A 26460-nucleotide genomic window follows, 5' to 3' on the forward strand; every position below is an offset into this window, starting at 1 on the left:
CCGCCGCTTTACTGACAGATCGCGCTAAAGTGTCCGTATGCCCAGGATTTCGGCCGCGAGCAACGCCGCCCAACGTGCCGAGACCCAACGCCGCATTCTGACCGCGTTCGGGGAGTTGCTGTTCACGCACGGCCTGCCCGGCCTGACGATGACCGATGTTGCCCGGCATGCCAGGATCGGCCGAACCGCCGTCTACAACTACTACGCGGACATTGAAGAGCTCCTGATCGCCTACGCCCTGGAGGAGACGGAGCGGTTCCTGGTAGACCTCCGGGGCTCGCTGGACTCGCTGGAAAACCCAGTGGAGCGGCTGGCCCTGTACGTCCGCGCGCAGGTGGCGGACCTCAGCCGCCGCCATCTCCCGCCCGGCCCGGCCATGGGCGCGGTGCTCTCGCCGGCGTCGTTCGCGAAGCTCGCGGTCCATGTCGGTGAGCTGAGCCTCCTGCTGGAAGGCATCTTGCGCGAAGGGATGGCCCAGGGCTACCTGCCCGAGGCGGACATCGCCCAGCTGGCTCAGCTGATCCACGGCACGCTGTCCTCCAGCGCTGCCCGGGGGGACGGCGCCGGCAACGGCACGGGCGGCGGCACGGGCCACGGCCTGGGCCAAGACCCAGCCGTCGAGGCACGGATCCAGCGGACCGTCCTGTTCATCCAGCTCGGCGCCGGGGCCCGGTTCGACGACGCCGGCAGGCCTGTCCGGGTCGACGTCTAGCTAGCCGGCCGGCTGCGAAGCGGGCGCGGCCGGCCGGACAGAGTCATCGGGGATCCGCCGATCTTCGGGCTGGCACTTGAGTTTCCCCGGCGTCTGGTCCACCAGTTCCGGCTTGGCCAGTCCGAGGAAGTCGTTGGACAGGATGACGTCGACGCTGGGGTCCGTGCGTCCGTCCTGCACGTATTCCGAGCCCAGCAGGTTCCGCTGCACCGTGAACGCGGCGGGCTGCCCGGCGGCACCGGAGACGATCAGGGCTACGCCCCGGTAGCCCGACGCGGCGTTGTCGACCGTTCCGACGGCGAACTTCCGGGCGACCAGTTCATCGGCCACGCTCCGCGCCAGGCCGGGCCGGTTGGTGGCATTGAAGACATTCAGGTTGATTTTTTCGGGCGGTACATAGTCATATGTGGCGTCCGGGCATGGCGGCGCAGCAGCGACGCTCCGCTCCGGCGTCTGAAGCGTGATCCGGCCGTTCATGATTGCCATGGCGACGATGATCCCGGCGGTAATGAGGCAGATGAGAACCGCAAGTACGGCGCCGTGCAGAATGCGCCGGCGCCGCCGGAGAGGATTGTTCTGGACGTCGTCTTCTCCGACGAAGGTGGCCCGGAGTTCAGGCCCTGTGATGACGCGGTGCCCGTGGAGGGCCGTGACGTCTTTCGGCTTTCTAGCCATCTATTACCAGTACGCGGGCGTGGATGGCGGTGCGCTGGTGAAGGGCCGTCCGCACGGCACGGTGCAGTCCGTCCTCCAGGTACAGCACGCCCTTGTACTCAACGACGTGCGGGAAAAGGTCGCCGAAAAAGGTGGAGTCCTCGGCCAGCAGGGCCTCGAGGTCAAGGGTCCGTTTGGTGGTCACCAGCTCATCCAGCCGGACCGGGCGCGGGGGCAGGGCGGCCCAGTCTTTGGGCGTGTTGTAACCATGGTCGGGGTACGGGCGTCCCTCGCCCACAGCTTTGAATATCACCCTGCAAGCCTATGGAACTTGGGCGGGCAAAGGAATCCAGGACCGCGGGAGGAGTCAGGTTGTGGCCAAACGGTGACCAACGTCACTCCGGCTGTTCCGGCCTGTCCCGGCCGCCCGTTCCGTCATGTAGGTCGGCCGGACATGCCGCGGAGCCGTTCCGCTGACAGAATGGGGCAATGACTGCACTCCAGACGACGGCTGCCCCCGCGCTGACTTCTCCCCCGCTGGCCCTGTTGCTCGACGTCGACGGGCCGGTCGCAAGCCCCGTGACGCGCAACGTGCAGCCAGGAATTATCGCGGACCTGCTGGCGCTGGCAGCGTCAGGCATTCCGGTCGTCTTCAATACCGGACGCTCGGACACTTTCATCCGTGAGCAGGTGATGGGGCCGATGATCGCCGCCGGAATGCCGGCCGGAGTCCTCGTCCACGCGATCTGTGAAAAGGGCGCGGTGTGGTTCAGCTATACCGCCGAAGGCCCCGGCCCCATCCACGTGGACAGGGAACTCGCCATGCCGCCGGCCTTTGGTGACGACGTGCGCCGCCTTGTGGCGGAAGACTATGCCTCCCACATGTTCTTCGATGAAACGAAGCGGGCAATGGTCTCCGTGGAACAGCACGTCAGCGTGGACAATTCCGAATACCGCGCGGAGCAGGAACTGTTCGACGCCGACGCGATGGTACTGATGGGGCGGCACGGTCTTGGTGTGGTGCGGCTGGACCACCATGCACCGAACTCGGACGACCAGATCGATTACCGGGTGGATCCCACCATCATCTCCACGGACATCGAGTCCGTCCGGCTGGGTAAGGACCTGGGCGCGAGCCGGGCCGTGGAGCTGCTCGCTGCACAGGGCATCACCCCGCAGGCGTGGCGCACCGTGGGCGATTCCCGCACCGACTACGCCATGGCCGACTGGCTCCACCACAACGACCATCCGGTGAAGCATGTGGATGTCCGCCCGGCCGACGGTATTCCGGTCAAGCCGTATGAGGTGCTGACGGCGGCAGACCTGGGCCTGGGCGGGGATGTCATCCACGACGACGCCGGGGCGGCCTTCCTGCAAAGCTGGCGGTCCGCGCTGGCCGGCTGAGTCCGGCGCCGATTGGGTCATCGCCGGCTGGGTCGCGCGGCGCTCCCGCGCCGCTGTGGTCCCGCGCCGCCTAAGTCCCGCATCGCTCCCGTAGTGACGGGATGTTGCGGGCCGATTTTAGGCCCCGCGTTATCATGCAGGTAAGTACACGTTCACGCACAGAAGCCGGAGAATCAACATTTCAGAAGCAGTGGTCCAGGATGAGATTTATTACGGCAGCCAGGCATCCGTCGACGCACATGAAGAGGTCACCTCCGCTGCGGCCGTCGCCAGATTCCGGACCCGCTCTGACGTAGTACGCCGGCGTGGCCGGTATGCGCTGATCAACGAAAACCGCACGCCCTACCAGGCCATGGTCGAAGACCTGCTCTTTGTCCGCGCTGTGCTCGCTGCCGCGGGCCTGGACTACCTGCTGGTCCGCGGCAACAACGACCGCCCGGTGATCGCCGTCGACTGGAAGAACCGCAAGGAGCTCCGCGACGCACTGGTGGAGGCCTGCCGGGACGAGCCCTTCTATTCAATGAGCGTCGACGCGAAGAAGAAGTCATCGGTGCTCGTGGCCGACGGTGAACTCTCCCCCAACCGCCAATCCCGGATCTTCCGGCTCTACCGTCCACGGGTCGAGCCCACGGGCGGCTTCGAGTTCGGGGCCTCCGCCGGCGTCCAGCTTGAACTCTGGAGCTTCGAAGGCGACCAACTGATCCTCCCGATTGAAAACTCGCTGACCCGCCGGACGCTCCTCGCCCAGGACGCCGTCCGCGGCACCGTGGAGCGGTACGGCCACACCTGGCCCACCATTGAAAACATGTTCGCGGACCACGCCAGCGACATCAGTTTCGATATCGACCTGGTCTTCTCCTGGGTGGACGGCAGCTCTCCCGAGTACATCGCCGCGCGCCGAGCCCGGATGGCCGGCGTCGTCGTCGGTGAAGGCGATGACCATGAGGCCCGGTTCCGGCAGATCAATGAGCTCAAGTACCGCCCTGCGCTCGGTGTACATGTTCGCGCCCTGGATCCGCCGGATCTTCATCGCCACGGACTCCCGCGCGCCGTCCTGGCTGGCGGACCACCCGAGTGTCACGATCGTCCGCAGCGAGGAGTTCTTCGCCGACCCCTCCGTGCTGCCCACGCACAATTCACAGGCAGTTGAGTGCCAGCTCCACCATATCGAAGGCCTCTCCGAGCACTTCCTGTACTCCAATGACGACATGTTCTTCGGACGGGCCGTCTCGCCGGACCTGTTCTTCACTCCCGGGGGCATCACCAAGTTCATCGAGGCGGAAACCAGGATCGGCCTGGGCGAAAACGACGCGGAGCGCAGCGGGTTTGAGAACGCCGCACGGGTGAACCGCAAACTCCTCTGGGACCGGTTCGGCCGGATCACCACACGGCACCTCGAGCACACCGCAGCGCCCCTTCGCCGCAGCGTCGCTGCCCAGATGGAACAGGAGTTCCCGGCGGAGTTCGCCAAGACGGCCGCCAGCACTTTCCGCGCGGCGGACAACATCTCGGTGACCAACTCGTTCTACCACTACTACGCGCTGCTGACCGGCCGCGCCGTCACCCAGACGGCAGCGAGGGTGCGGTACGTGGACACCACGGCACGCGCCGGACTCAACTACCTGCCCAAGCTGCTGGCCAAGCGGAACATGGATTTCTTCTGCCTGAATGACGGCAGCTTCCCGGAGGTCCCCGCGGAGGAACGCGCCGAGGTGGTGACAGACTTCCTGGAAAAGTACTACCCGATCAAGGCGCCCTGGGAAAAGTAGAACGGCTTACTTGCGGGAGGACATCCGGCTGCGGTCCGGCACCCGGGCCGGGTCTTCCAGCCTGGCCTGCCGCGGGATCCTGATTCCCGCCGCTGAAAGCCGCCGCTGCGTCTCCTCTGCGGTGACCCGTTCGCCCACGGTGGGAGAGTCACCCAGAAGCACCACGGAGTGCACAATCGTGTGTTCGTAGACGTGGACCAGATTGAAGGCCTGGCCGCCGTCGCGCCCGCGGGTTCCACCCACACGCACGTTCAGGTCCTGCGTGTAGCAGGTTGCGGACGCAACGGACACCGGGATGCCAGCGAAGCTCGCCGTCGTCGAGTAGTGCAGGTGGCCGCCGAGGATAGTGCGCACATCCGAGTTCCGCAGCACCCCGGCGAGCGCCGCCTGGCCGCGGAGTTCCACCAGTACGGCGAGATCCAGCACGGACGGCACCGGAGGGTGGTGCAGGGCGAGGATGGTCCCGTCGGGGGCAGGTGTTTCCAGTTCCGTGGCCAGCCATTCCAGCTGTGCCGGGCTGAGTTCACCGTGGTGGAATCCCGGGACTGACGTGTCCAGGGTAATGATCCGCAGCCCGTTGATGAAATAGCTGCGGTCCACCGGGGCGTCATCAGCGGGCTCGCCCAACAGTCCGGCGCGGAAGTTGGCGCGGTTGTCGTGGTTCCCCATCGCCCAGATGACTTTGGCGCCCATGGCCCGGCACGCGGGCTCCACAATGTCCCGCAGTTTGGTGTAGGCCTCAGGCTCGCCACGGTCCGCCAGGTCGCCGGTGAAAATCACCGCCTCGGGCCGCGCGCCGGACGCGCGGACTTCGTCGAAGAGCTGTTGGAGCAGCGCGTCGCTGTCGACCACGCCATGCAGGCGCTCCGGACCTCCCAGCAGGTGGGAGTCGCTCAGGTGGAGTAGGAAATGACGTGGCCGCGGGTGTTCGGCCTCGATGAGCTCCATTGCAACCTTCCTGGTTGGGTGGAAGCGGTGCCTCCAGTGTCCCTCTCAGTTAGGTCCATCCAACCAGACATTGGGCAAACAATGGGCAAATGACAGCAGGCTTATTAAAAAAATCGGCGTTAAGGCTGTTCCGTCGGGAGCGGACCGCGGGGCCCGGCACGCCGTGGGCACCGCCCGGATCCCGCCGCTGCGGAGATCGGACGGTGCCCCGGAATGCAGCCGTGGCTAGCTCAGGTAACCGTTGGGGTTCAGCACGTACTTTGTTGCTGCCCCGGCGTCGAATTCGGCGTAACCCTTCGGCGCGTCCTCCAGCGGAATTGCCTTGGCATTGACGTTCTTGGCGATGCTCACCTTGTCATGCAGGATCGCCATCATCAGCTGCCGGTTGTACTTCATCACCGGACACTGACCGGTGGTGAAGCTCAGCGACTTGGCCCAGCCCGTGCCGAGACTGAGCGAGAGCGAACCCTTCTTGGCGGCCTCGTCGATCCCACCCGGGTCCCCCGTAACGTAGAGGCCCGGGATGCCAAGCGCGCCGCCGGCGGCGGTGATGTCCATCAGTGAGTTCAGCACCGTGGCAGGCGCTTCCTCCGCGTCCCTTCCGTGCCCCTGCCCCCGGGCCTCGAAGCCTACCGCGTCAACGCCGCAGTCCACTTCCGGAACGCCCAGGATCTGTTCGATCTGCTCGGCCGGGCCTCCCTTGGTTAGGTCCACCGTTTCGCAGCCGAAGCTCCGTGCCTGCTTCAGCCGGTCCTCGTTGAGGTCCCCCACAATCACGACGGCGGCTCCCAGCAGCTGCGCGCTTGTCGCTGCTGCCAGGCCGACGGGACCTGCTCCGGCGATGTACACCGTGGAGCCGACACCGACACCGGCGCTGACGACACCGTGGAAGCCTGTCGGGAAGATGTCGGAGAGCATGGTCAGGTCCATCATCTTTTCCAGAGCCTGGTCCTTGTCCGGGAACTTCAGCAGGTTCCAGTCGGCGTAGGGCACCAGCACATAGTTGGCCTGGCCACCGACCCAACCGCCCATGTCCACGTAGCCGTAGGCGCTGCCCGGACGGTCCGGATTGACGTTAAGGCAGATGCCGGTCTTGCGTTCCTTGCAGTTGCGGCACCGACCGCAGGAGATGTTGAAGGGGACGGAGCAGATGTCCCCCACCTTGATAAATTCCACATCCGGCCCGACCTCTACCACCTCGCCGGTGATTTCGTGACCGAGCACAAGGTTGGCCGGAGCAGTCGTGCGGCCCCGCACCATATGCTGGTCCGAGCCGCAGATGTTCGTGGCAACGGTCTTGAGGATGACGCCGTGGCGTACCTGGCGCCCCACGTTGGCGGGGTTGACGCCGGGTCCGTCTTTGAGTTCAAAGGTGGGGTAGTCAATATCGATAAGCTCGACTTTTCCTGGACCCTTGTACGCAACAGCTTTGTTGCTCTCTGTCATCACTTTCCTCCTGGTTTCACGGACCCCACGTTGAGTGTCCAGTTGTGTGATTCACGAATCGGTTCTTGATGCACCCTCCGCCGGGATACCTCGGCCACGTTGCCCAGCAGGCAGGCATAACTGCCCTATCGGTTTGCCCGGATTCTTGGATGGTGCGGCCAGTCTAGGCCGCCGGAATTCGATCCGATAGGGGCCGTTGTCCTCTGTCGGGAAGGAGAAGCGTCGTGGGCTCGCGACCCTGCGTCAGCCTCGGCGGACCGGGCGGTGTCTCTGCTGGGGGGCAACGCCTAGTCATGACGGGCGCGGGTCTCCCCGCTTTTCGGGGCGTCGGCCCGTCACGCGCCGGCCCCGTTAGGCCCGGCCCTTACCGTCGTTCCGCCTGCGGTCAGCCCTTCGGCTTCTTTGTGGGAGCGCGCGTAGCGGCTGCCTCCGTAGCGGTTGCCGATGCAGATCCGGGGGTTGCGGTCCGGGTCGTGGGTGCCGGCGTTGCCACCGGAGACTTCTTCGGTGGCGGGGTGCTGCTCGCGGAGGTGGCGGGTTTCGTCGGCGCGGCTGGTGTCCGTGGCGCCGTGGCGCTTTGGCTTGCGGTGGCGGCCGGCGGGATCGGGGCCGAGGGGGGCACGCTGGGCAAAGGCGCCGTAGTCGACGACGGCTTGCCAGGTGCCGGAGTGCCAGGGGTTGTCGTTCCCGGCGTCGAGGTGCCCGGCGTCGTAGTACCCGGCGCCGACGTCCCCGGCGCCGACGTCCCCGGCGCCGAAGTACCCGGCGTCGAAGTACCCGGCGTCGAAGTACCCGGCGTCGAAGTACCCGGCGTCGAAGCGCCCGGCGTCGAAGTCCCCGGCGTCGAAGTCCCCGGGGCTGTCGTTCCCGGCGTCGAAGTACCCGGCGTCGAAGTCCCCGGCGTCGAAGCGCCCGGCGTCGAAGTACCCGGCGTCGAAGTCCCCGGCGTCGAAGTCCCCGGGGCTGTCGTTCCCGGCGTCGAAGTACCCGGCGTCGAAGTCCCCGGCGTTGACGTCCCCGGCGTGGTCGTCGTCGGGCTCGTCGGCGTCGCAGGGGTGAGCGTCAGATCCGGCAGGGTAGGTGTCGGCGTGGCCGTCATGGATGTAAGACCCGGCACGGTCGATGCAGGGGGCGAGCTGGGGGTTACCGGTACAGCAGCAACTGGTGTTTCCTCATCCCCGCCGGTGACTTCATGGGTCCGGTCGGTCCGGACCGGAATTGCCCACCCGATGGTGGCGTTCGAAGACTTGTCGGCCTCCGGCTCGTAGCTGGTCATGTCGATCGGGCTGAGGGGATCCACCTGTGTGGTGGGGAGCAGCTTCCAGCCGTGGGGGTCCGTATGGGCCCCGTTGAGGATCGTTTCAAAATGCAGGTGGCACCCCGTAGAGGAGCCGGTGGTCCCGACTCGGGCAATGACCTCGCTCACGCGGACCGAGTCGCCCTTCTTGACGGCGATGGCTTCCAGGTGGTTGTAGGTGGTGATGAGCCCGTTGCCATGGTCAATTTCCACGCGGTTCCCGCCGCCCCAAGGGTGCCAGCCGACCGCCCGCACCACTCCGGCGTCGGCCGAGTAAACCCTGGTTCCGCAGGCCGCGCCATAGTCCTGTCCCCAGTGGAATTCGCCGGACTGACCGGTCAGCGGGCTCCTGCGCAACCCGTAGGACGACGACTCGCGCAGCGATTCCAGGGGCGCCATAAGCCAACCCGGCGCGGGACGCTGCAGGCCGGCAGAAGCAACGTTCAATTCCCCCGGCCCGCCGAGCTCCGAGCTCGTCTCCACCAATGATCGGCTGAAGCCGAGCAACGCCGAGGCATCGGCGGCGAAGGCGCCGGGGGCCAAGGCGCCGGGGACTTCCGCCGCGGCGCTGGTTGCAGTTGCGGCAGCGGGAAAAGCTGAAAAGACGGCCGCCAGCGGTTCAGGTCCGACGACGCCGGTGACGGGCGCCGACGTCGGAGCAGGCTCTGCCGTGCCGCCTGTCAGCCCCTGCACCCCGAAGGTCAGGACGGCCAACGACAGGCAGAAACCCCCTGACAAACAGCGAACGGCAATAGTCCGAGCTTTGACGGGTTTCGCACTCAATGAGCTTCCCCAGTGTTTTCCCACGTTGTGACTCCTGCATCATGTCCGGTAGACCGCAATCTTCACGGACTCACCTTTCAATGTGACCACAGCCGGTTTGGTCTGGGAACCGTAAAAACCACTCATATGTGGTGCAGGCCAGCTTCTCAGTGCCGCCCCGACAACGCCCCAGTAGCGGCTCAGTAGCGACCCAGTAGTCCCGGTCCTCGAAGCAGGTATCCGTGCGCACGGAGCGGGTGGGAAAGGAGTAACGCCGGAGTGTTCGAGGCGGAGATGGCGAAGGTGGGTTCGTCGGCAGGGCGGGTTGAGCGGGGGCCGCCTGTGCAGGCCTTGGCAGAGCGACGGCCTCAGCCCCGCGGGGGCCTAATGAGCTCGTTCCAGGACCGACTCTCGCCCCATGGGAGGCGTCACCGCACGGGGGCACCATTCACCGGCGGCACAGTGACGGGCTGCGAGCTCGTGCCCTCGAGGCCGGCATTGTCGGTGACCTTCAAGCTGACCGTGTATTTCTTCGCCGTCCCGTAAGTGTGCCGCACCTTCGGCCCGGTCGCCGCAGCAGTGCCATCACCAAAGTCCCAGGTGTAGGAAACCACCTTCCCATCATCCGAGGAACCGGACCCGTCAAAATCAACAACCAGGCCCGAGACCACCGCAGTAAACAAAGACACCGGGGCACGATTGACCGGCGGGGCGGTGACGGTGACGGGCTGCGAGCTCGTGCCCTCGAGGCCGGCATTGTCGGTGACCTTCAAGCTGACCGTGTATGTCTTCGCCGTCCCGTAAGTGTGCCGCACCTTCGGCCCGGTCGCCGCAGCAGTGCCATCACCAAAGTCCCAGGTGTAGGAAACCACCTTCCCATCATCCGAGGAACCGGACCCGTCAAAATCAACAACCAGGCCCGAGACCACCGCAGTAAACAAAGACACCGGCGGCATAGTAGCGGTGACGGGCTGCGAGCTCGTGCCCTCGAGGCCGGCATTGTCGGTGACGTTCAAGCTGACCGTGTATGTCTTCGCCGTCCCGTAAGTGTGCTGCACCTTCGGCCCGGTCGCCGCAGCAGTGCCATCACCAAAGTCCCAGGTGTAGGAAACCACCTTCCCATCATCCGAGGAACCGGACCCATCAAAATCAACAACCAGGCCCGAGACCACCGCAGTAAACAAAGACACCGGGGCACGATTGACCGGCGGGGCGGTGACGGTGACGGGCTGCGAGCTCGTGCCCTCGAGGCCGGCATTGTCGGTGACCTTCAAGCTGACCGTGTATGTCTTCGCCGTCCCGTAAGTGTGCCGCACCTTCGGCCCGGTCGCCGCAGCAGTGCCATCACCAAAGTCCCAGGTGTAGGAAACCACCTTCCCATCATCCGAGGAACCGGACCCATCAAAATCAACAACCAGGCCCGAGACCACCGCAGTAAACAAAGACACCGGGGCACCATTGGGGCCACCCTGCGGCCTACCCGGGTCCTGCCCCTTGTCAGGCAGCGCATATACCGGCGGCTCCGGTGGGGGTGGAACCACCGTCTCGGCGTTCCCTCCGGTGACGGCGTGCGAGTTGTCCTCCCGCACGGGAATGGCCCAGCTCGGAGCACTCTTGGAGCCGTTCGCACCGGCGGCGTAGCTGATCATCTCTATGTTCCCCAATTTGTCGATCTGCTTAGTTGGCAGGAGTGTCCATTCGAGCGGATTGACGTGGCGACCACTTTTTATGGTCTCGAAATGCAGGTGGCATCCGGTGGATGAACCGGTCGTGCCCACCTTTGCGATAACTTCACCTACCTCGACGGATTCACCCTTTTTTGCGGCGATCTCCTGTAGGTGGTTGTAGGTGGTGATCAGCCCGTTTTGGTGGTCAATTTCCACTCGGTTCCCACCGCCCCACGGATGCCATCCCACGGCCCTGACGACGCCGGCGTCGGCCACGTACACCCGGGTGCCGCAGGGGGCGGAGTAGTCCTGGCCCCAGTGAAATTCTCCTGCGGCACCACTGAGGGGACTGATCCGGGGGCCGAAGGCCGACGTTGGGGTCAGCTTTTCAAGTGGCGCCATGAGCGACCCAAACGGCGGACGCGCCATGCCCAGCGACGCAACGTTCATCTCGTGCTTGCCGTCTTTGGACGCGGTCCTGACGCCAGCGCGACTGTAGGACACCAGGGCGTTTACGTCCGCGGTGAACATTCCGCGGGCTGTTACCGAATTGCCGTTAGGTCCTGCTGACCGTTGGGCCTGCGATTCGTCATCGAGCGGTTTCAGTTGCGCGCCGGAAAACCAGGTCACCAAGGCGGCCACGGACGTAACAAGGCACAGCGCGAGGATCCATGCCGCCTTTGGCCACAATCCGCCGGACCGGCTTTCGCGTCCGTTTCCCCACGGTATCCCCACGATGTGACTCCCGCGCTAGGCCTTCCAGACCAAACTCGACGGCTTCCGTTCCTATGCGACCACAGGCTGCGCGGTCCCTGAATCCCCGGAACGCGATCATTAGGGCGCGCCCCGCGTTCTGTTTGGGCAACCATTCAGGCATTGGGTGCGTCTGGGAGAAGCCCGTGGTTGCTTCTCCGCCGGGGGCCGGGCGGCAACGCTGCAGGCTGCGGGAAAGTGCGGGAGAATTCGAGCATGCGCACCGTGCTCAGGGGATTGCAGTCAGAGCTAAGAGAGACATTTACGGGGACCCGCGACCCGGTTCCGGAGTGGGTACCTCGGCTCGCCAGCGGAAACGACGCCGGTTACCACCTGCCGGGCTCCGCCGTCTGGGCCGTCCACGGGGACATGCCCACTATTGTGGCGGGCATCCGCGCCCTGCTGATGCAGGCACTCCATCCAGGCGCCCTCGCCGGGGTGTACGAGCATTCCAACTTCCGCGATGACCCCCTGGGGCGGCTCGCAAGGACCATCCGATGGATCTTCACCGTATCCTACGGTTCAACGGAGGCCGCCCGCGCGGCGTCGGCGTGGGTGCTCCGGCTCCACGAATCCGTTCGCGGAAGTTACATAGACGGACACGGCACCGCCCGGGACTACACGGCGAATGATCCCGAACTGCTCCGCTGGGTCCATATCGCCTTCACGGACGCTTTTCTCTCCGCCCACAAGCTCTGGGGCCGGCCCATCCCCGGCGGCCCCGACGCCTACGTCCGGGAATGGGCTCAAGCCGGCCGGCTGATGGGCGTGGATTCCCCTCCGCAGAGCGAGGCGGAGATGCGCCAGCAGTTGGACCGCTGGTATGACAACGGAGAGCTCAGAAGCGATGAAAGGGTCGCCGAAACGGTGGCGTTCATCCGCAACCCGCCACTGAACCCCGCTCTCCGCCTGGGCTACAGGGTGCTGTTTGCCGCGGCCGTGGCCAGCCTCGAACCCAAGTACCGCGAACTCCTCGGTCTGCGGACTCCGCGGCTGGGCCCCTTCCCGCTGCCGGTGGTGCTCGCGACGCGGGCGACTCTCGCCGTCGTCCGACTGGCACTGGGCCGGATGGGCCCAAGCGAACAGGCCGCCCGGGACCGGCTACGGAGGCTGGGTCACGAGTCCTGATCCGGGACGTGCGTCAGATTTGGCTGCCGCGGCGGGCTCGAAACCGGCGGCCTGCCATCGGGCACAAAAAGGCCCCGGTCCAGAGGACCGGGGCCAAAACGCGGAGAATGGGGGATTTGAACCCCCGAGGGCGTTAACCCAACACGCGTTCCAGGCGTGCGCCATAGGCCGCTAGGCGAATTCTCCAGTAGCTTCTGAATCAAAAGCAGATACTAGAATACCTGAACTTCTCCGCTTCGCCCAATTGGCCCTCCCCGCCCTTCAACCAGGGGCGGAGCGCGGGGCCTGCAGGCACATGCTCCACCGGATGCGACTCCCCCCCTGGACATGCCCCACGCAGGGCACCGTCAATGGACATAGCCCCCATATGCCCACCCGTGCGCCCCAAAAATGGGCATGTTCCACTGGGATCGGCGGCGTCAGGAGACACGATTCGAGGCATCCCCAAACGTCGGGTAAACTTGCTGACGGCCCCTCATGTGGCGTCATCCTGTTGAACTCCCCCAGGACCGGAAGGTAGCAAGGGTAAATGGGCTCTGGCGGGTGCATGAGGGGTCTTTTATGTCTGTGCCGATTGGTAGGGTTTATCTGTGACTGTTACTACCGCGCTTTATCGTAGATACCGGCCCGATTCGTTCGCTGACGTCATCGGGCAGGAACACGTCACCGAGCCGCTGATGACGGCCCTGCGCAAGAATCGCGTCAACCACGCTTACCTGTTTTCCGGCCCGCGCGGCTGCGGAAAGACCACGTCCGCCCGCATCTTGGCCCGCTGCCTGAACTGCGCCGAAGGCCCGACGGACACCCCGTGCGGCAAGTGCCCCAGCTGCGTCGAACTCGCCCGTGGCGGCTCCGGTTCATTGGACGTCATTGAGATCGACGCCGCCAGCCACGGAGGCGTCGACGACGCCCGCGACCTGCGGGAGCGGGCCACCTATGCCCCCGTCCGCGACCGCTACAAAATCTTCATCATCGACGAAGCCCACATGGTCACCTCCGCAGGCTTCAACGCGCTGCTTAAGATCGTCGAAGAGCCGCCGGAACACATCAAGTTCATCTTCGCCACCACGGAGCCGGACAAGGTCATCGGCACCATCCGCTCCCGCACGCACCACTACCCCTTCCGGCTTGTGCCGCCGGAACCCCTCATGGCGTACCTCGAACTGCTCTGCAGGCAGGAAAACGTCCCGGTGGCGCCCGGCGTGCTGTCTCTCGTGATCCGCGCTGGCGGCGGATCAGTCCGCGACTCGCTCTCCGTCCTGGACCAGTTGATGGCAGGTGCTGGTCCCGCCGGACTCGACTATGAACTCGCCGTTGCCCTCCTCGGCTACACGCATGCCTCGCTGCTGGACGACGTGGTCGAGGCCGTAGCGGCATCCGACGCCGCCACCGTGTTCCGCGCGGTGGACCGGGTCATCCAGACCGGGCATGATCCCCGCCGGTTCGTGGAGGACCTGCTCGAGCGGTTCCGCGACCTCATCATTGTGCAGGCCATGCCCGGAAGTGCCCAGTCGATCCTGCGCGGCATGCCGGCGGACCAGATCGCACGGATGCAGAACCAGGCGCACAACCTCGGTGCCGCAGAGCTCTCCCGTGCGGCGGACGTCACCAACACCGCACTGACAGACATGACCGGGGCAACCTCGCCGCGGCTGCACCTCGAACTACTGTGCGCCCGGATCCTGCTGCCCTCCTCCGAGCAGACCGAACGGGGCATCGCCGCCCGCATCGACAGGGTCGAGCGCCGGCTGAACTACGCGGGGAACGACGTCGCTGCTCCCGCCGTTGCCACCACCCCCGCCGCCCCGGCGGCCCCCACTCCGGTTCGGCCCGCCGCCGCCAGTGCTGCTCCAGCCGCCCCCGGGCCAACTCCGGCTCCGGCCGCCGCCCCCGCTACTCCCAGCGTTGCTGCTGCTGCCGCCCCAGCGCCAAACGCCGCAGCCGCGACGCAGCCCGAGGCCGGACCCGCCCGGGAACAACTCACAGCGCCTCGGGTCAGCACCACCGACTGGCCGGTCGGCGACGCCGGAGCACCAGCCCGGTCGGCAACGAACCCGTCGGCGGCTGCCCCAGTTCCGGCGCAGCTTCCCTCGGCCAGCCCGGCGCAGCCAGCCGCTCAACAGCCGCCGGCCGAGCCGCAGCGGCGTCAGGATACCTCCGTCCCGGTCCCCGCGGCGCCTGCCGCCGGAAGCGGCGCCGACGTCGAGGTCCTGCGCCGGGCCTGGCCCGAGATCCTGCAGACATTGACCAAGATCAAGCGCAGTACCTGGGCACTGGTGGAACCGAACGCCCAGGTCGGCCAGTTCGAGGACCAGGTGCTGACGCTTGCGTTTACCACCTCCGGGCTGGCCGGCGCCTTCGGCCGGGCCGACCACGCCGAGAACCTGCGCCAGGCCATCCACAAAACCATCGGCATCGACTGCCAGATCCACGCCGTCGCCGGTGGCGCCAAAAGCGCAGCGAGCTCTGAGCCAAACCCAAAAGTACCTGCTAGCCGGAACGAGCCGGCCACCTCCGCCGACGCGGCTTGGGGGTTGACGCCCGACACCCTGCAGACCGCACCGTCGCCTGCCCCGCGGCAAGAGGCGCCGTCGCCCGACACCCTGCAGACCGCACCATCGCCCGCCCAGCGGCATGAGGCACCATCGCCTGCCGCGCGCGAGGAGGCACAGGCGGTACCCCGGGGAGCGCAAGGCACCACCCCGACGGCGGCGTCCAGCCCTGTCCCCGCTAAGTCAACCTCTGCCGCAGCGGCAGAAGACGGCCTGGCACAGCAGCCCTCTGCTCGCGAGCCGGGTCCGGTGGCCTCCGCGGCCCTGCACGTCTCACGGGACGAATCAGACACGGACGCGCGCGGAGCGCGGCCCGCTGCTCCGGAGGCGGCCGAACCGTCGGGCTCCTACGCCTACCCGGATGATGACTGGGGTCCGCCACGGGACGAGGACGCGCCGCCGCTGGACGAGGAACCGCCCATGGACTGGGTGCCGTCAGCTTCGTCGCCACCCGCGTCATCACGACCCATGCCTGCGGAGCCATCCGTCGCACCGGCACCGGCCGCCGCGAGGCCCAGGACGGCTCCCGCCTCCGCGGCCGAGCGCAATGCCGCCGCGCCATCATCTCCAACGGGGCCAGCCCCCGCACCCGTCGACGACCCTTGGTCGCGCGCGGTTGAGCAGTCCCCGGGAGTCTGGACTGTGGGCAGCAACTCGAACGTGGGTGTCAGCAGCCCCGCGGTGAACGAACTGCCGCCCGAGCCAGAACGGGAACCGGAACCGCCCCGCTATGCGCCCGCGGCAGCCCAGATCCCGCAGTATGCTGCCGCCGGATCGGTGGCTTCCGCTGCGCCCGCCAGCGACCCGGACGGCTGGGGGGCCCCGCAATTGGTGCCTGTCGGGGCCGCTCCTGCCGACCGGGCCTCGCTCGCCGCCGCCGATATTGCCCCGATAACGGCACCGTCGACGCCGGTCGCGGCGCCGCAGAGACCCATCCCCGCTCCGGATTCTGCTGGGCACTCAGCGCAGGAGAGCGCCGGGCGGCTGAGCCTCTATCAGCGGTTGTCCAACAGCCCTGAAGCCGAGGCCGGACGAGCCAAAGCGCCAGCCCGTGCGGCGTCACCTGCGACGTACGTTCAGGACGTCCCCAGCGCAGACGACGAGACCATCGAGGAATCAGGCGTCTTCGGCCGCGCCGCCGTCGAGCGTATTCTGGGCGGGAAGCTGGTGGAAGAGCGGTCCTTGGACGGCACTCCATTGGCCCCGCGCTTCTAGCCGCCCGGCCCGCCCCGTGGCCCCCGCCCACTCCCCTAACGAACGAGGAAATTGTGTACGAAGGTGCAGTTCAAGAGCTGATCGACGAGCTCGGACGCCTTCCCGGGGTCGGGCCCAAGTCCGCGCAGCGCCTGGCTTTCCACATTCTGGAGGCCGACCCACAGGACATGAAACGCCTGGTCGAGGCGATCACGACCGTCAAGGAACGCGTTAAATTCTGCACCGTCTGCGGAAACGTCACAGAGCAGGAGTTGTGCAATATCTGCCGCGATCCGCGCCGGGACCCCTCAGTGATCTGCGTCGTCGAAGAATCGAAAGACGTGCTCGCCGTCGAGCGGACCCGTTCGTTCCGTGGCAGGTACCACGTACTCGGCGGCGCCATTAACCCCATCGCCGGCGTCGGCCCCGAGCAGCTCCGGATCCGTGAGCTCCTCACGCGGCTCAACGACGGCGCCATCCAGGAAATCATCATCGCCACCGATCCCAACCTCGAAGGTGAGGCCACGGCCACCTATCTCGCGCGGATGCTCAAGTCGATCGGCATTGCCGTCACGAGGCTTGCCTCCGGGCTGCCAGTCGGCGGGGACCTCGAATACGCCGATGAAGTCACCCTTGGCCGGGCCTTTGAAGGCCGCCGCAGCGCGTTGAGCTGACCGCCGGTCTGCACGCACCAGACTTGCCATCATCGTCAGCTCAGCCACTGGACATGTACCGTGCCTCACGCCAGGAACGGACATGATGCCAATATGTCCAGTCCCCGCAGCAAAAGGAGGGCATGTCCCGGCGGGAGGCGTCTGGCATGCGGTCACAATTTATCGCCGGAGGGCCGCCGGCGATAAACTTGGGAAAGAAGTTACGCGGTCGCGCCATTTGGCTGCTTGGCCCAGAACCCCGATGATCCAGTGAGGGTGCGCGCATGAGTTTGCCCACTACAGAAGCCCAGCCCGGACAGCAGCCGCAGCAGCTGCCTGCCTCGACCGCCGTCACCCAGCACCTCGTGGTGAAGAAGTTCGGCGGATCCTCGGTGGCGGATGCGGAAGGCATCAAGCGCGTCGCCCGGCGGGTCGTCGATGCCCACAACGCCGGGGACGAAGTGGTTGTGGTGGTTTCAGCCATGGGCGACACCACCGACGAACTGCTCGACCTTGCCGCCCAGGTTACTGATTCAGCCCCCGCCCGTGAGATGGACATGCTCCTCTCCGCAGGAGAGCGGATCTCGATGGCACTGCTGGCGATGGCGATCAACAAGTTCGGCGCCTCCGCCCAGTCCTTCACCGGATCCCAGGCCGGCATGATCACTGACGGCATCCACGGCAAGGCACGGATCATCGACGTTGATCCGCACCGAATCCGCACCGCCCTGGACAAGGGCCACATCGCGATCGTCGCCGGCTTCCAGGGCATGAGCCGCACCACCAACGAAATCACCACGCTGGGACGCGGCGGTTCAGACACGACGGCGGTGGCACTCGCCGCTGCGCTCGAGGCCGACGTCTGCGAAATCTTCACGGACGTCGACGGCATCTACACCGCCGATCCACGAGTCGTTTCGTCCGCCCGGAAAATCGACCGGATTTCCAGCGAGGAAATGCTGGAACTGGCCGCCTCCGGAGCCAAGATCCTCCACCTGCGCTGCGTGGAATACGCGCGCCGCTTCGGCGTGCCGCTGCACGTCCGGTCCTCATTCAGCCAGAACGAAGGCACCTGGGTAATGCCCAGTGCCGACGACAAGATCACGACCCAAAAGGGAGTTGCCTTGGAGCAGCCAATCATCTCAGGTGTCGCCCACGACCGTTCCGAAGCGAAGGTCACGGTCGTCGGAGTCCCCGATATCCCCGGCAAGGCTGCGGCGATCTTCCAGGTCATCGCCGATGCGCACTCGAACATCGACATGATCGTGCAGAACGTCTCGACCCACGGCACCGGCCGGACCGACATTTCGTTCACGCTGCCCATCATCGAGGGCGCCGACGCCCTCGCCGCCCTCCGTGCCGCGCAGGCCGAAATCGGCTTCGAGAACGTCGAGTACAACGAGAAGATCGGCAAGCTGTCCCTGATCGGTGCCGGCATGCGCTCCCACCCGGGCGTTTCGGCGCGCTTCTTTGCGGCGCTCTCCGCGGCAGGGATCAACATCAACATGATCTCCACCTCGGAAATCCGCATCTCGGTGGTCACGCACGCGGACCTGCTGGATGACGCCGTCCGCGCCATCCACAAAGCGTTCGACCTGGACACTGAGGATGAGGCGACTGTCTACGGGGGCACCGGCCGCTGAGGCAGGTGCCCCCGAGTTCCCCCGGCCGCTGAGGCAGGTGCCCCCGAGTTCCCCCGGCCGCTGGGGCAGGTGCTTAAAGCCGGCGCCAACAGCCGGACGGAGCGGACAGCAACGCGAGTGGAACAATAAAAGGGAGCGGCACCGGCCGCTCCCTTTTTTTCTGCCCTTGCGGGGCACTATTCAGACTTGCTCTTTCGGGAGGTCTTCCCGGCGGACCGCGTAGTGGTGTCCCTGAGCATCGGTCTCCACTTCAAAACCTGCCAGGTCCGACTCGGAGGCCAGCTCGAAGTCGTCATGCCTGTGAATGACCGGCGCGGCGTAGTCCCCGCGTTGGGCCGGGCCAAAAAGGAAACGAGCCCACGACGACGGGTGCAGGTGCTGCCTCAGCACACCCAGTGCAATTGCCACAATTCCCACCCCCTTTCCACCGTTGGGGTCCGGCAGAAACGGCGCTGGCGCAAAGCTGGTGCCGTTGAGGTCATCTTACGCCCCACCTGCAGGGAAAGGCACGGGATGCCGGCGTCCGAACCGCATGCCGACCGGCCGCCGGAGCTGCCTACCGCAGGGATTTATCGTCGGGGTTTTTGGGCACAACGTAGGTGCTGCCGTCCGGCCGGCGCACCGTTTCCCACTGTTGGGTTTCGGCCTCGCGCTGGGCCAGCAGCTGCCGGTTCTGCTCCGTCATTTCGTGCACGGCGGACGTCCGGCTGGCGGGGCCGAAAATCGCCCGGAGCTTGCCGGTTTTGCGCATGAACCTCTGGGCTGGGCTTTCCTTTTCCATTTATCCACTCCACTCCTCAGGACGAACGACTTCCATCAGTGTACGCTAATCATTAGTGCGTTAACTATCGACCGGAGGCGCCCATGACAAATCTGACCGAAGTCCCAGCCGAAAGCCCCGGCGGGCAAGCTGCAGCTGACGACGACCTTCTGCTGGAGCGGCAACTCTGCTTCGCCCTGACCGTCGCATCCCGCAGCGTGGTGGGCGCCTACAAGCCCGTACTCGACAAGCTCGGCCTGACGCACCCGCAATACCTCGTCATGCTCAGCCTGTGGGAGTCCAGTCCCCGGTCGGTCCGGGACATCAGCGAGGCGCTGGCCCAGGAGCCCGCAACCATTTCGCCGCTGTTGCGCCGTCTGGAAGCCGCGGGCTTCATCACCCGGCAACGCATCCCAGGAAATGAACGCACCCTCGCGGTGGGCCTGACCCCCCTCGGAGCCGCCCTGCGGCAGCAGGCCACCGAGGTCCCGACAACCATGATGGCGCGGCTGAGCCTGACCCGGGAACAGGTCGGCCGGCTCCATGCGTCGATGATGGAGTTGATTGCCGCCACCCGCGCCACTGCCGAAGAAACGCCCCGGCGGTAGAATGTGCGTAAAAAGAGGAGGACTGCTGATGTTCAAGCAACTGAGCCGTGCCGCGTTGGTCCTTACGGCGGTGGCAGGACTTGCCGCCTGCAATCCCGGTGCGGCGCCGTCCCCCTCGCCTTCCGCCCCAGCAAGCGCCAGCCCTTCCGCGTCCTCGGGCACCCTCGCCCCGGACACGGAGACCACTGCCCCGGCGCCTTCGCCGTCGGCAGCGCCGCTGACTGCCGGCCCGGGCCAGGGCAACGCGGAACTCTCCATCATGGTCAAACCCTCCGAAAACGGCGCGCCTTCCAACTTCACGCTCGTCTGCCAGAACGGGGTCCCCGCCGCGGAAAGCCAGCACCCTAATGCCGCCACCGCCTGCACTGCCCTTAAGGGCAACGCGGCCATTGTCAGCCCGGCCACAAAGGCACCGGACCAGACCTGCACGCAGCAGTACGGCGGCCCGCAGCAGGCCACGGTCTCCGGCGTGGTGGACGGCAAGCCTGTCGAAGCGAGCTTCAGCCTGAGTGACGGCTGCCAGATTGCCGCCTGGAATGCCGCGAAGGACGTCCTTGGGTCAACTGCAGGGGCTGTCTGAGCTGGTGCACCTTCCGCAGGAAGACTGGCTGCCGCGCCAGGCCGCGCACCAACAGCGTGTCCGGCACTATTCCGAGCCCTACCTCGCCCGCCGTTCCGCCGGCCGCAAGCACCCCGTGGAGGATTTCCTCTTCACGTACTACACGCAGAAACCCGGGCAGCTGCTGCGCTGGCACGCCGGTGCCGGCGTCGTCCTTTCCGGCCCCGAGGCGGCCGAGCGCAGCGGGTGGAAGTATTACCGCCCTGCCGACGACGGCGAGCGCGCCGCCGCTGGCATCCCGGGCGGCACCGCTGCGGTGACGGTCGACGTCGACTCCTTCCTCCGGGACCGCCGCCCGGCCGTGGAGTTCGCGGCCGTCATCCTGGCCGGCACGGCCGGAAGGCCCGCACAATTCGGTTGTTTCGGCCTGCATGAATGGGCCATGGTCTACCGGCAGGACAAGTTCGAGCTGCGGCACGAATACCTGCAGCTGCGGCTCGGCTCCGAACAGACCGACCAGGTGGTGGAGGACAACCGGATCCGCTGCAGCCATTTCGACGCTTTCCGCTTCTACACGCCGGACGCCGTGCCGCTGAACAGCCTTGCGCCGAGCCGCGAAAACCAGCGGGTCATGGAGCAACCCGGCTGCCTGCACGCCAATATGGATCTCTACAAATGGGCGTACAAGCTCGCTCCCCTGCTTCCCAGCGAACTCGTCATGGACTGCTTCGAATTGTCCTGGCGCATCCGGACGATGGACATGCAGGCGTCCCCCTATGACCTCGGCGAATGGGGTTACCCGCCCATCCGCATCGAAACGCCCGAAGGCAAAGCCGAGTACGTGGAGCAGCAGCGGTCCTTTGCCGCCGAATCGCAGGAGCTGCGGGCGCGGCTGCTGCACGAACTCGCGCCGACTCTCCAGGCGCTGACATTGACCGGCGCCCGCAGCCTGAGCCCGGAGGGAGCACAATGACCATTCCCGATGAGGCACCGAGCAGGCTCGACGTCGACCTGACCATCCGTCTGACCGAGGCACCGGGCGGCCCGCAATACACGTTCCGGCTGGAAGCCAGCGGCGGCACCCCCGGCGCCGGCTGCACGCTGCCGGATCCTGCCGCGGCCCTCAAGGCGGTGCAGCGGTTCGGCGAGGACATCTTCTTTCCGAGGCCAGGGCCGCCGAAGATGTGCACGCAGCAGTATGGCGGCCCCCAGGTGGCAGTGGTGACGGGCTGGTTCATGGCCCGCAAGGTGCACAGCCAGTTCAGCCGTACCGATGGCTGCGAGATCGCGCGCTGGCGGGCCATGGCACCGCTGCTCGGCGGCGTAGCCGGCTCCACGGGCGCGGTTTAGCCGGACCGCGGCCGCACCAACCAGACCGGCACAGTCCGGCCCAAGAAACGGCAATGGCCGGCGGTGGAGACCGCCGGCCATTGCCGTTTAAGGGGCTGCAGTGCGTGCTTAGATGGCGTTGTTGGGAGCGTGCTTGGGATCCTCGTTCTGGATCTTGCCCTTCTCCTTCTTCACCTTCTTGCCCTTGTCCTTCTTGTCCTTCTTGTCCTTCTTGTCCTTGCTTTCGTGCTTGCCGCCGTCGTCGCCGCTGTCACCGGGACCGTCATTGCTGTCCTGGTCCTCGGAGACCGGCGGAACCAGGACGGTGCCCGCCGGTGTCACGAGGACGCTGACGAAGGTCGGATCACTGGCTCCGGCGAATGTTACGCGGCCGATGTAGGAGCCGGCCTCCAGGCCCTTCCAGTTCAACGAAACCGAGCCGGATTTGCCGCTCGCCAGCCGCAGCGGATTCGGCGTGAGCGTCGCGTTGCCCACGTTCGGTACCAGCACTGACGCATCGACGCTTCCCTTGGTGGCCCGCATGTCCGGGCTCGCGAACAGGTTCGCATAGATCGTGTATTCGCCCGGCGTCGGGTCCGGAATGGAAACCGACTCGCTGGCGGACGAGGTAGCAACCGTCAACGGGCCGTCGGGGGTCATCACGTACATGTCGAAGTCCGCGTCCGGGTCCGAGGAAAAGACAGAGAACTTCGCCAGCGGGCTGCCGGCCGGGACCACGACCGTCTTGGTGAAGGTCGAGGCGTCCGTATCGCCGGGAACGAGTTCAATGGGTGTGGAATCGGCCTTGGACAGCCCGTCCAGGGTCATGCTGATGGGGCCGTTGGTGCCGGAGACCACCTTGATGGCCCCGGAACCGGTGCCGCCCTCGGAGGTGAAGGCGACATCCGGCGCGGCCACTGCCGACTGCGGACGGACCGCGACCGGGGATGCCACGGTCTTGTTGGCACCCTGCCAGGTGAGGGAACCCATGGCGAACCGGCCGAGAGCGGCGTTCTGGTTCTCGAAGGAGACCTTGAAGGTCTTCTTCTCGCCCGCTGCACTGAAGTTCAGCACACCCGGGCTCACGTTGACCTTGATACCGGGAACATCAGCACTGACCCGGTAGGTGCCAGGGGTCAGCGCCGTCAGCGTACGGGTGACTTCGACTTTTCCCGTCAGGTTGCCCAACGAGAACGACGGAACGTTCATGTCACGCGGCTTGGTGGTACCCAGGCCCTCCATGCCGAGATCGGTGCCGGTGCCCTGGACGAAGGCAAGGTAGTCGTTCGTGCCGGCGTCGTACACCAGGCCCGGATCCAGCACGCGGGCGGGGTCCACCTGGCCGGCGCCGGTAGCGAGGACGTCCCTATCCTTTGCGCCATTGGCGAGCTTGACGTCGCCTGCCGTGGTCATCATGGCGGACTTCACGACGGCGGGTGACCACTTGGGGTTCTTAGCCAGGATCAGGGCGGCGAACCCCGCAACGTGCGGTGAGGCCATGGACGTGCCGGACAGGAAGCCGAAGTTGTCCCCGCCCGTTCCGATCGGTGACACACCGGCCAGCACCGCAACACCCGGGGCCGCGACATCGGGCTTAAGAAGGTCGGATCCGGCAGCGAGGAGCGGGCCGCGGGAGGAGAAGCCGGCGATCTGCGGCTGCGCCTCGAGCGGCTCCCCCGTGGTGTCCTTGTTGACGAGGGACACGGTCAGCGCCGGGTTGGCGGCAACCAGGTCCTTGATCGCCTCGGTGGCGGGCGGATTCACGTGGACCGTGGGGACGGCGTGCTTGTCCGTGTCCAGCGAGGAGTTGCTCAGGTTCACCAAAATCATGCCGACACCGCCGCCGCGGGCTACCTCAGCGCTTTTGGCCACACGGTCAAACACACCGCGGTCGCAGACGACAACATTGCCGGCCACTTTGGCCGGATCCAGCGTGTCCGGTCCGCAGAGCGCCGCGTTGGAATCCCCTACCGTGGAGGCTGCATCGGCGGAGAGGACGACGCTGGCGTTCGCCACCTCGCGGTTCATGATGCTGGCACCACGGAACTTGCTGCCGTTGGAGAATTCGATGGTTCCCTGCAGTTCCTGCGAGAAGCTGGTGGCGGCAACCGTGGTGACCCACGGTTCGCCGTGGGTGACGGAACTGGCGGCGGGGCCGGAGTTGCCGGCCGATACAGCGACGAAAATACCGGCCGAAGCGGCCGAAAGGAACGCCATCGACACAGGATCCGTCGTCGTGGTCGTCGAGCCGCCGATCGAGTAGTTAAGCACGTCTACGCCGTCGTGGATAGCTTGGTCGACGGCGGCAACGGCGGAGGAGCTGTAGCAGCCTCCGCTGTTGGGGTCGGTGTCCTCCCAGCAGACCTTGTAGATGGACAGCTTGGCCGCCGGGGCCACGCCGCTTGTCTTTCCAAAGCTGCGGCCGTCAACGACGGCTTCAACGTTGGCGTTGCCGGCAGCGGTGCTCGCGGTGTGGGTGCCGTGGCTGTCCACATCGACCGGGGACAGCACTTCCTGGGATGCCCGGCCTTCTTCCGGGACGTACCTGAGGAAGTCGTCGGAGAAGTAGTGGGCGCTGAGGACCTTCGAGTTGCAGGCGGAGCCATCGAAGTCCGCGCCGGTTCCGACGCCCTTCTGGCACTCTCCGACGAATGTGTCGCCGTCGGACTTGAGCATCGCGATTTTGCCGTCGTCGGTGCGGTAGGGCATGCCGACCACGGGGTCTCCTACGAGCGGCTGTACCTGCTCGCCCGCGAAGAACGGGTTGGACGGGGTGTAGCCGGTGTCGATGACGCCGACCACCACCCCCTTACCGGCACCGTCCTGGCCGCCGAACTTGGTGTCCCAGGTGCCGCCGGAACCGCTGAGCTTCAGGAAATCGGAGGTGGAATAGTCCGGAGCGTTTTCCGTGTCCGGAGCAACCACCAGGACGCCAGGATCCTTGGCGAGCTTGACGGCCTGGTTCGCAGTCAGGGTCGCGCTGAACCCGTTGACCGCCGCCGTGAACTGCCGCTGGATCTGGATCTTCTGCTGCCCGGCGACATCCGCCTGCCTCTTGGCGAGGTGCTCCTCGTACTTCCGGACCTCGGCCTTGCCGGCGTCGAGCTTCTTGCCGGGTTCGGGTTTGGTGGACGGCAGGCCGGGGGTGCCGCCGTCATAGGTGGCGGCCGGCTTTTCCGCGAGGACGACGATGTAGCGGCCGTCCCGGTAGCTGTTCGGGTCCAGATTCTTCTGGACCGCGTTCTTCTGAACCGCGCCGGCTTTGGACGGTCCTTCCGAGGGGGCTGCTGTTGCGGGTGCAATTGCAGCCCCTGTCAGAAGGACCGGCAAGCCCAGGGTCAAAGCCGCGGCCCTCCGGAGTCCCCCGCTTCGAAGGAAGCTCTTTCCTGGTGATTTCACGAGCGATTTAAGCCTTTCATAGGTACGGTTCCGGCGTCCTCGCCGGATGCTGCAGACCGGCTGCGCGGTGGGACAGGTGAGACCAATACTTCGCGCAGCCGCGGCGTATACCAGCCGAGTCAAACAGTACAGACTGAGAGCGAGTTATGACATGCTTCACAACCGATAATCGAAATCTGTCACGCAGTGCGACAGGCCGCCGCGGCAGAGTCGCTGCAGAGTACGGCCGGCCGGAGCGCCGAAACGAGGACGCGGATGATGTGCCGAGGGCAGGCAGAGGCGGCCGAACTCCGCTGGGCGGAAGGCCTGGAACGGGCACCAGGAGGGACCGGACCGGCAATGCCGGCCCGGTCCATGCGTGTGATGAGGGTGGCCGGAAAAGGCCCAGGAGTTACCCGGAGATTACCGCCGGGGGCCGTAGCACGGGGCCGTAGTAGAGGAAGCGCGGGCGACGGCCGGGCGCTAGCAGGAAGCTACTGCCGGGGCGTCCGGACAACCTCGCTGATCCATTCACGTGTCTTTTCATCAAGGGGACCGGCCACGTTGGTAGCCCGGGCCGCCCGGTCCGCCTTGATCTTCTGGAGGACCATCCGGCCGAGGCCCGCGAAAACGGCTGCGGCGAGGACGGGCAACAGGACGGATTTTGATTTCTCAGACATGCGGCCAATCCTACTGACCGGCTCCGACACAGGCCAGAGGCACTGCGGCCGCAGCCGTCGAGTGGCCCGGCCGGCCGCCCCTCCGCACCGGCCGTGGAGCCCTGAATGCGGCCGCAGGCACCGCGGCCGGTAGAATAGGTATGCAAGCTCGCGGAGCGCCCGATCCCGTCTGTTATTGACAGGTCGATTGACAAAGTTTGACGGACCGTCCCAGTGATGACCCCCGTCCGAGGTTCATATCGACACCGACCGGCGTGAGACGGCATCACTCCGCTGCGCCCTTACCCAACGCTCACGCACAGGAGTTACCGGATGCCCCGGATCGTTGTCGACGTCATGCCCAAGCCCGAGATTCTGGACCCCCAGGGGAAGGCCATCGTGGGTGCACTCCCCCGGCTGGGTTTCACCTCCTTCAGCTCTGTCCGCCAGGGCAAGCGTTTTGAACTGACGGTCGACGGCGAGGTGACCGAGGAGATCCTTGCCCAGGCCCGCGACGCCGCGGAGACGCTGCTGTCCAACCCCGTCATCGAGGACGTCGTCAACGTCGAGGTCGTCGAGGCCTGA

Annotated in this window: 21 protein-coding genes, 1 tRNA gene, 1 other RNA gene and 2 pseudogenes; 14 read left to right on the forward strand and 11 right to left on the reverse strand. The window is 66.2% G+C overall.

Features of this window, described 5'->3' with window-relative positions; translation table 11 throughout:
• Nucleotides 1-37 precede the first annotated feature (37 nt).
• Entirely contained in the window at nucleotides 38-712 is a 675-nt protein-coding gene (locus QFZ65_RS18220; protein WP_306912168.1) for a TetR/AcrR family transcriptional regulator, read from the forward strand.
• Here QFZ65_RS18220 and QFZ65_RS18225 read toward each other — a convergent pair whose 3' ends face one another.
• On the reverse strand, nucleotides 713-1387 hold the full coding sequence (locus QFZ65_RS18225; protein ID WP_306912170.1) for a LytR C-terminal domain-containing protein: 675 nt from the start codon (nucleotides 1385-1387) through the stop codon (nucleotides 713-715).
• On the reverse strand, nucleotides 1380-1679 hold the full coding sequence (locus QFZ65_RS18230) for a type II toxin-antitoxin system VapB family antitoxin (protein ID WP_306912171.1): 300 nt from the start codon (nucleotides 1677-1679) through the stop codon (nucleotides 1380-1382). Before QFZ65_RS18230 ends, QFZ65_RS18225 begins: the two co-directional genes overlap by 8 nt.
• 176 nt (nucleotides 1680-1855) lie before the next feature.
• Here QFZ65_RS18230 and QFZ65_RS18235 point away from each other — a divergent pair, with 176 nt between their 5' ends.
• Together QFZ65_RS18235 and QFZ65_RS18240 are read left to right on the forward strand one after the other, a co-directional pair.
• Nucleotides 1856-2770, forward strand: a complete 915-nt coding sequence (locus QFZ65_RS18235) for a hypothetical protein (protein ID WP_306912172.1) — start codon at nucleotides 1856-1858, stop codon at nucleotides 2768-2770.
• 205 nt (nucleotides 2771-2975) lie between these two features.
• A pseudogene (locus QFZ65_RS18240) lies at nucleotides 2976-4539 on the forward strand (stealth family protein).
• A gap of 6 nt (nucleotides 4540-4545) precedes the next feature.
• On the opposite strand, the gene QFZ65_RS18245 reads toward QFZ65_RS18240, so the two are convergent.
• Entirely contained in the window at nucleotides 4546-5487 is a 942-nt protein-coding gene (locus QFZ65_RS18245; protein ID WP_306912173.1) for a phosphodiesterase, read from the reverse strand.
• A gap of 225 nt (nucleotides 5488-5712) precedes the next feature.
• Nucleotides 5713-6933, reverse strand: coding sequence for a formaldehyde dehydrogenase, glutathione-independent (gene fdhA / locus QFZ65_RS18250; protein WP_306912174.1), 1221 nt, complete (start codon nucleotides 6931-6933; stop codon nucleotides 5713-5715).
• 404 nt (nucleotides 6934-7337) lie between these two features.
• Here fdhA and QFZ65_RS18255 point away from each other — a divergent pair, with 404 nt between their 5' ends.
• Nucleotides 7338-8201 (forward strand): hypothetical protein, encoded by an 864-nt coding sequence (locus tag QFZ65_RS18255; RefSeq protein WP_306912645.1) that lies wholly within the window; start codon nucleotides 7338-7340, stop codon nucleotides 8199-8201.
• 74 nt (nucleotides 8202-8275) lie between these two features.
• On the opposite strand, the pseudogene QFZ65_RS18260 reads toward QFZ65_RS18255, so the two are convergent.
• A pseudogene (locus tag QFZ65_RS18260) lies at nucleotides 8276-8629 on the reverse strand (M23 family metallopeptidase); the annotation flags it as partial.
• A gap of 791 nt (nucleotides 8630-9420) precedes the next feature.
• Nucleotides 9421-11190 carry a M23 family metallopeptidase gene (locus tag QFZ65_RS18265; protein ID WP_306912175.1) on the reverse strand — a complete coding sequence of 590 codons (1770 nt, stop codon included), beginning with the start codon at nucleotides 11188-11190 and terminating at the stop codon, nucleotides 9421-9423.
• Between the two features lie 438 nt (nucleotides 11191-11628).
• On the opposite strand from QFZ65_RS18265, the gene QFZ65_RS18270 reads away from it, so the two are divergent.
• Nucleotides 11629-12540, forward strand: coding sequence for an oxygenase MpaB family protein (locus QFZ65_RS18270; protein WP_306912176.1), 912 nt, complete (start codon nucleotides 11629-11631; stop codon nucleotides 12538-12540).
• Between the two features lie 101 nt (nucleotides 12541-12641).
• Here the strand turns inward: QFZ65_RS18270 and QFZ65_RS18275 are convergent.
• A tRNA-Ser gene (locus tag QFZ65_RS18275) sits at nucleotides 12642-12726 on the reverse strand.
• Between the two features lie 280 nt (nucleotides 12727-13006).
• Here QFZ65_RS18275 and ffs point away from each other — a divergent pair.
• The 4 genes from ffs to QFZ65_RS18295 all read left to right on the forward strand — a co-directional run bounded on the left by ffs (nucleotide 13007) and on the right by QFZ65_RS18295 (nucleotide 18582).
• An RNA gene (ffs, locus tag QFZ65_RS18280) (signal recognition particle sRNA small type) lies at nucleotides 13007-13103 on the forward strand.
• 27 nt (nucleotides 13104-13130) lie between these two features.
• Nucleotides 13131-16307 carry a DNA polymerase III subunit gamma and tau gene (locus tag QFZ65_RS18285; protein WP_306912177.1) on the forward strand — a complete coding sequence of 1059 codons (3177 nt, stop codon included), beginning with the start codon at nucleotides 13131-13133 and terminating at the stop codon, nucleotides 16305-16307.
• 53 nt (nucleotides 16308-16360) lie between these two features.
• Nucleotides 16361-16960, forward strand: coding sequence for a recombination mediator RecR (gene recR / locus QFZ65_RS18290; RefSeq protein WP_306912178.1), 600 nt, complete (start codon nucleotides 16361-16363; stop codon nucleotides 16958-16960).
• 263 nt (nucleotides 16961-17223) lie between these two features.
• Complete coding sequence (locus QFZ65_RS18295) at nucleotides 17224-18582, forward strand: aspartate kinase (protein WP_306912179.1); 1359 nt, start codon at nucleotides 17224-17226, stop codon at nucleotides 18580-18582.
• 180 nt (nucleotides 18583-18762) lie between these two features.
• Here the strand turns inward: QFZ65_RS18295 and QFZ65_RS18300 are convergent, their stop codons facing one another.
• Entirely contained in the window at nucleotides 18763-18990 is a 228-nt protein-coding gene (locus QFZ65_RS18300) for a hypothetical protein (RefSeq protein ID WP_306912180.1), read from the reverse strand.
• Between the two features lie 148 nt (nucleotides 18991-19138).
• The gene (locus QFZ65_RS18305) at nucleotides 19139-19363 is read right to left on the reverse strand and encodes a hypothetical protein (protein WP_306912181.1); all 225 of its coding nucleotides are present in this window, start codon (nucleotides 19361-19363) and stop codon (nucleotides 19139-19141) included.
• Between the two features lie 83 nt (nucleotides 19364-19446).
• On the opposite strand from QFZ65_RS18305, the gene QFZ65_RS18310 reads away from it, so the two are divergent.
• From QFZ65_RS18310 to QFZ65_RS18325, 4 genes are read left to right on the forward strand one after another with little or no spacing between them, the layout of a single operon-like run.
• Entirely contained in the window at nucleotides 19447-19950 is a 504-nt protein-coding gene (locus QFZ65_RS18310) for a MarR family winged helix-turn-helix transcriptional regulator (protein WP_306912182.1), read from the forward strand.
• A gap of 28 nt (nucleotides 19951-19978) precedes the next feature.
• Complete coding sequence (locus tag QFZ65_RS18315) at nucleotides 19979-20530, forward strand: SSI family serine proteinase inhibitor (protein ID WP_306912184.1); 552 nt, start codon at nucleotides 19979-19981, stop codon at nucleotides 20528-20530.
• Nucleotides 20487-21482 (forward strand): 3-methyladenine DNA glycosylase, encoded by a 996-nt coding sequence (locus QFZ65_RS18320; protein ID WP_306912186.1) that lies wholly within the window; start codon nucleotides 20487-20489, stop codon nucleotides 21480-21482. Before QFZ65_RS18315 ends, QFZ65_RS18320 begins: the two co-directional genes overlap by 44 nt.
• Nucleotides 21479-21859 carry a serine protease inhibitor gene (locus QFZ65_RS18325; protein ID WP_306912188.1) on the forward strand — a complete coding sequence of 127 codons (381 nt, stop codon included), beginning with the start codon at nucleotides 21479-21481 and terminating at the stop codon, nucleotides 21857-21859. The genes QFZ65_RS18320 and QFZ65_RS18325 overlap by 4 nt, the downstream gene beginning before the upstream one ends.
• Before the next feature lie 108 nt (nucleotides 21860-21967).
• On the opposite strand, the gene QFZ65_RS18330 is transcribed toward QFZ65_RS18325, so the two are convergent.
• Complete coding sequence (locus tag QFZ65_RS18330) at nucleotides 21968-25180, reverse strand: S8 family serine peptidase (RefSeq protein ID WP_306912190.1); 3213 nt, start codon at nucleotides 25178-25180, stop codon at nucleotides 21968-21970.
• Nucleotides 25181-25710: 530 nt separating this feature from the next.
• Nucleotides 25711-25896, reverse strand: coding sequence for a hypothetical protein (locus QFZ65_RS18335; RefSeq protein WP_306912192.1), 186 nt, complete (start codon nucleotides 25894-25896; stop codon nucleotides 25711-25713).
• A 312-nt stretch (nucleotides 25897-26208) separates the two neighbouring features.
• On the opposite strand from QFZ65_RS18335, the gene purS reads away from it, so the two are divergent.
• Nucleotides 26209-26460: a phosphoribosylformylglycinamidine synthase subunit PurS gene (gene purS / locus QFZ65_RS18340; RefSeq protein WP_015935902.1), complete on the forward strand. Its 252-nt coding sequence runs from the start codon at nucleotides 26209-26211 to the stop codon at nucleotides 26458-26460.

The organism is Arthrobacter sp. B3I9 (assembly GCF_030816935.1).
GTDB lineage: Bacteria > Actinomycetota > Actinomycetes > Actinomycetales > Micrococcaceae > Arthrobacter.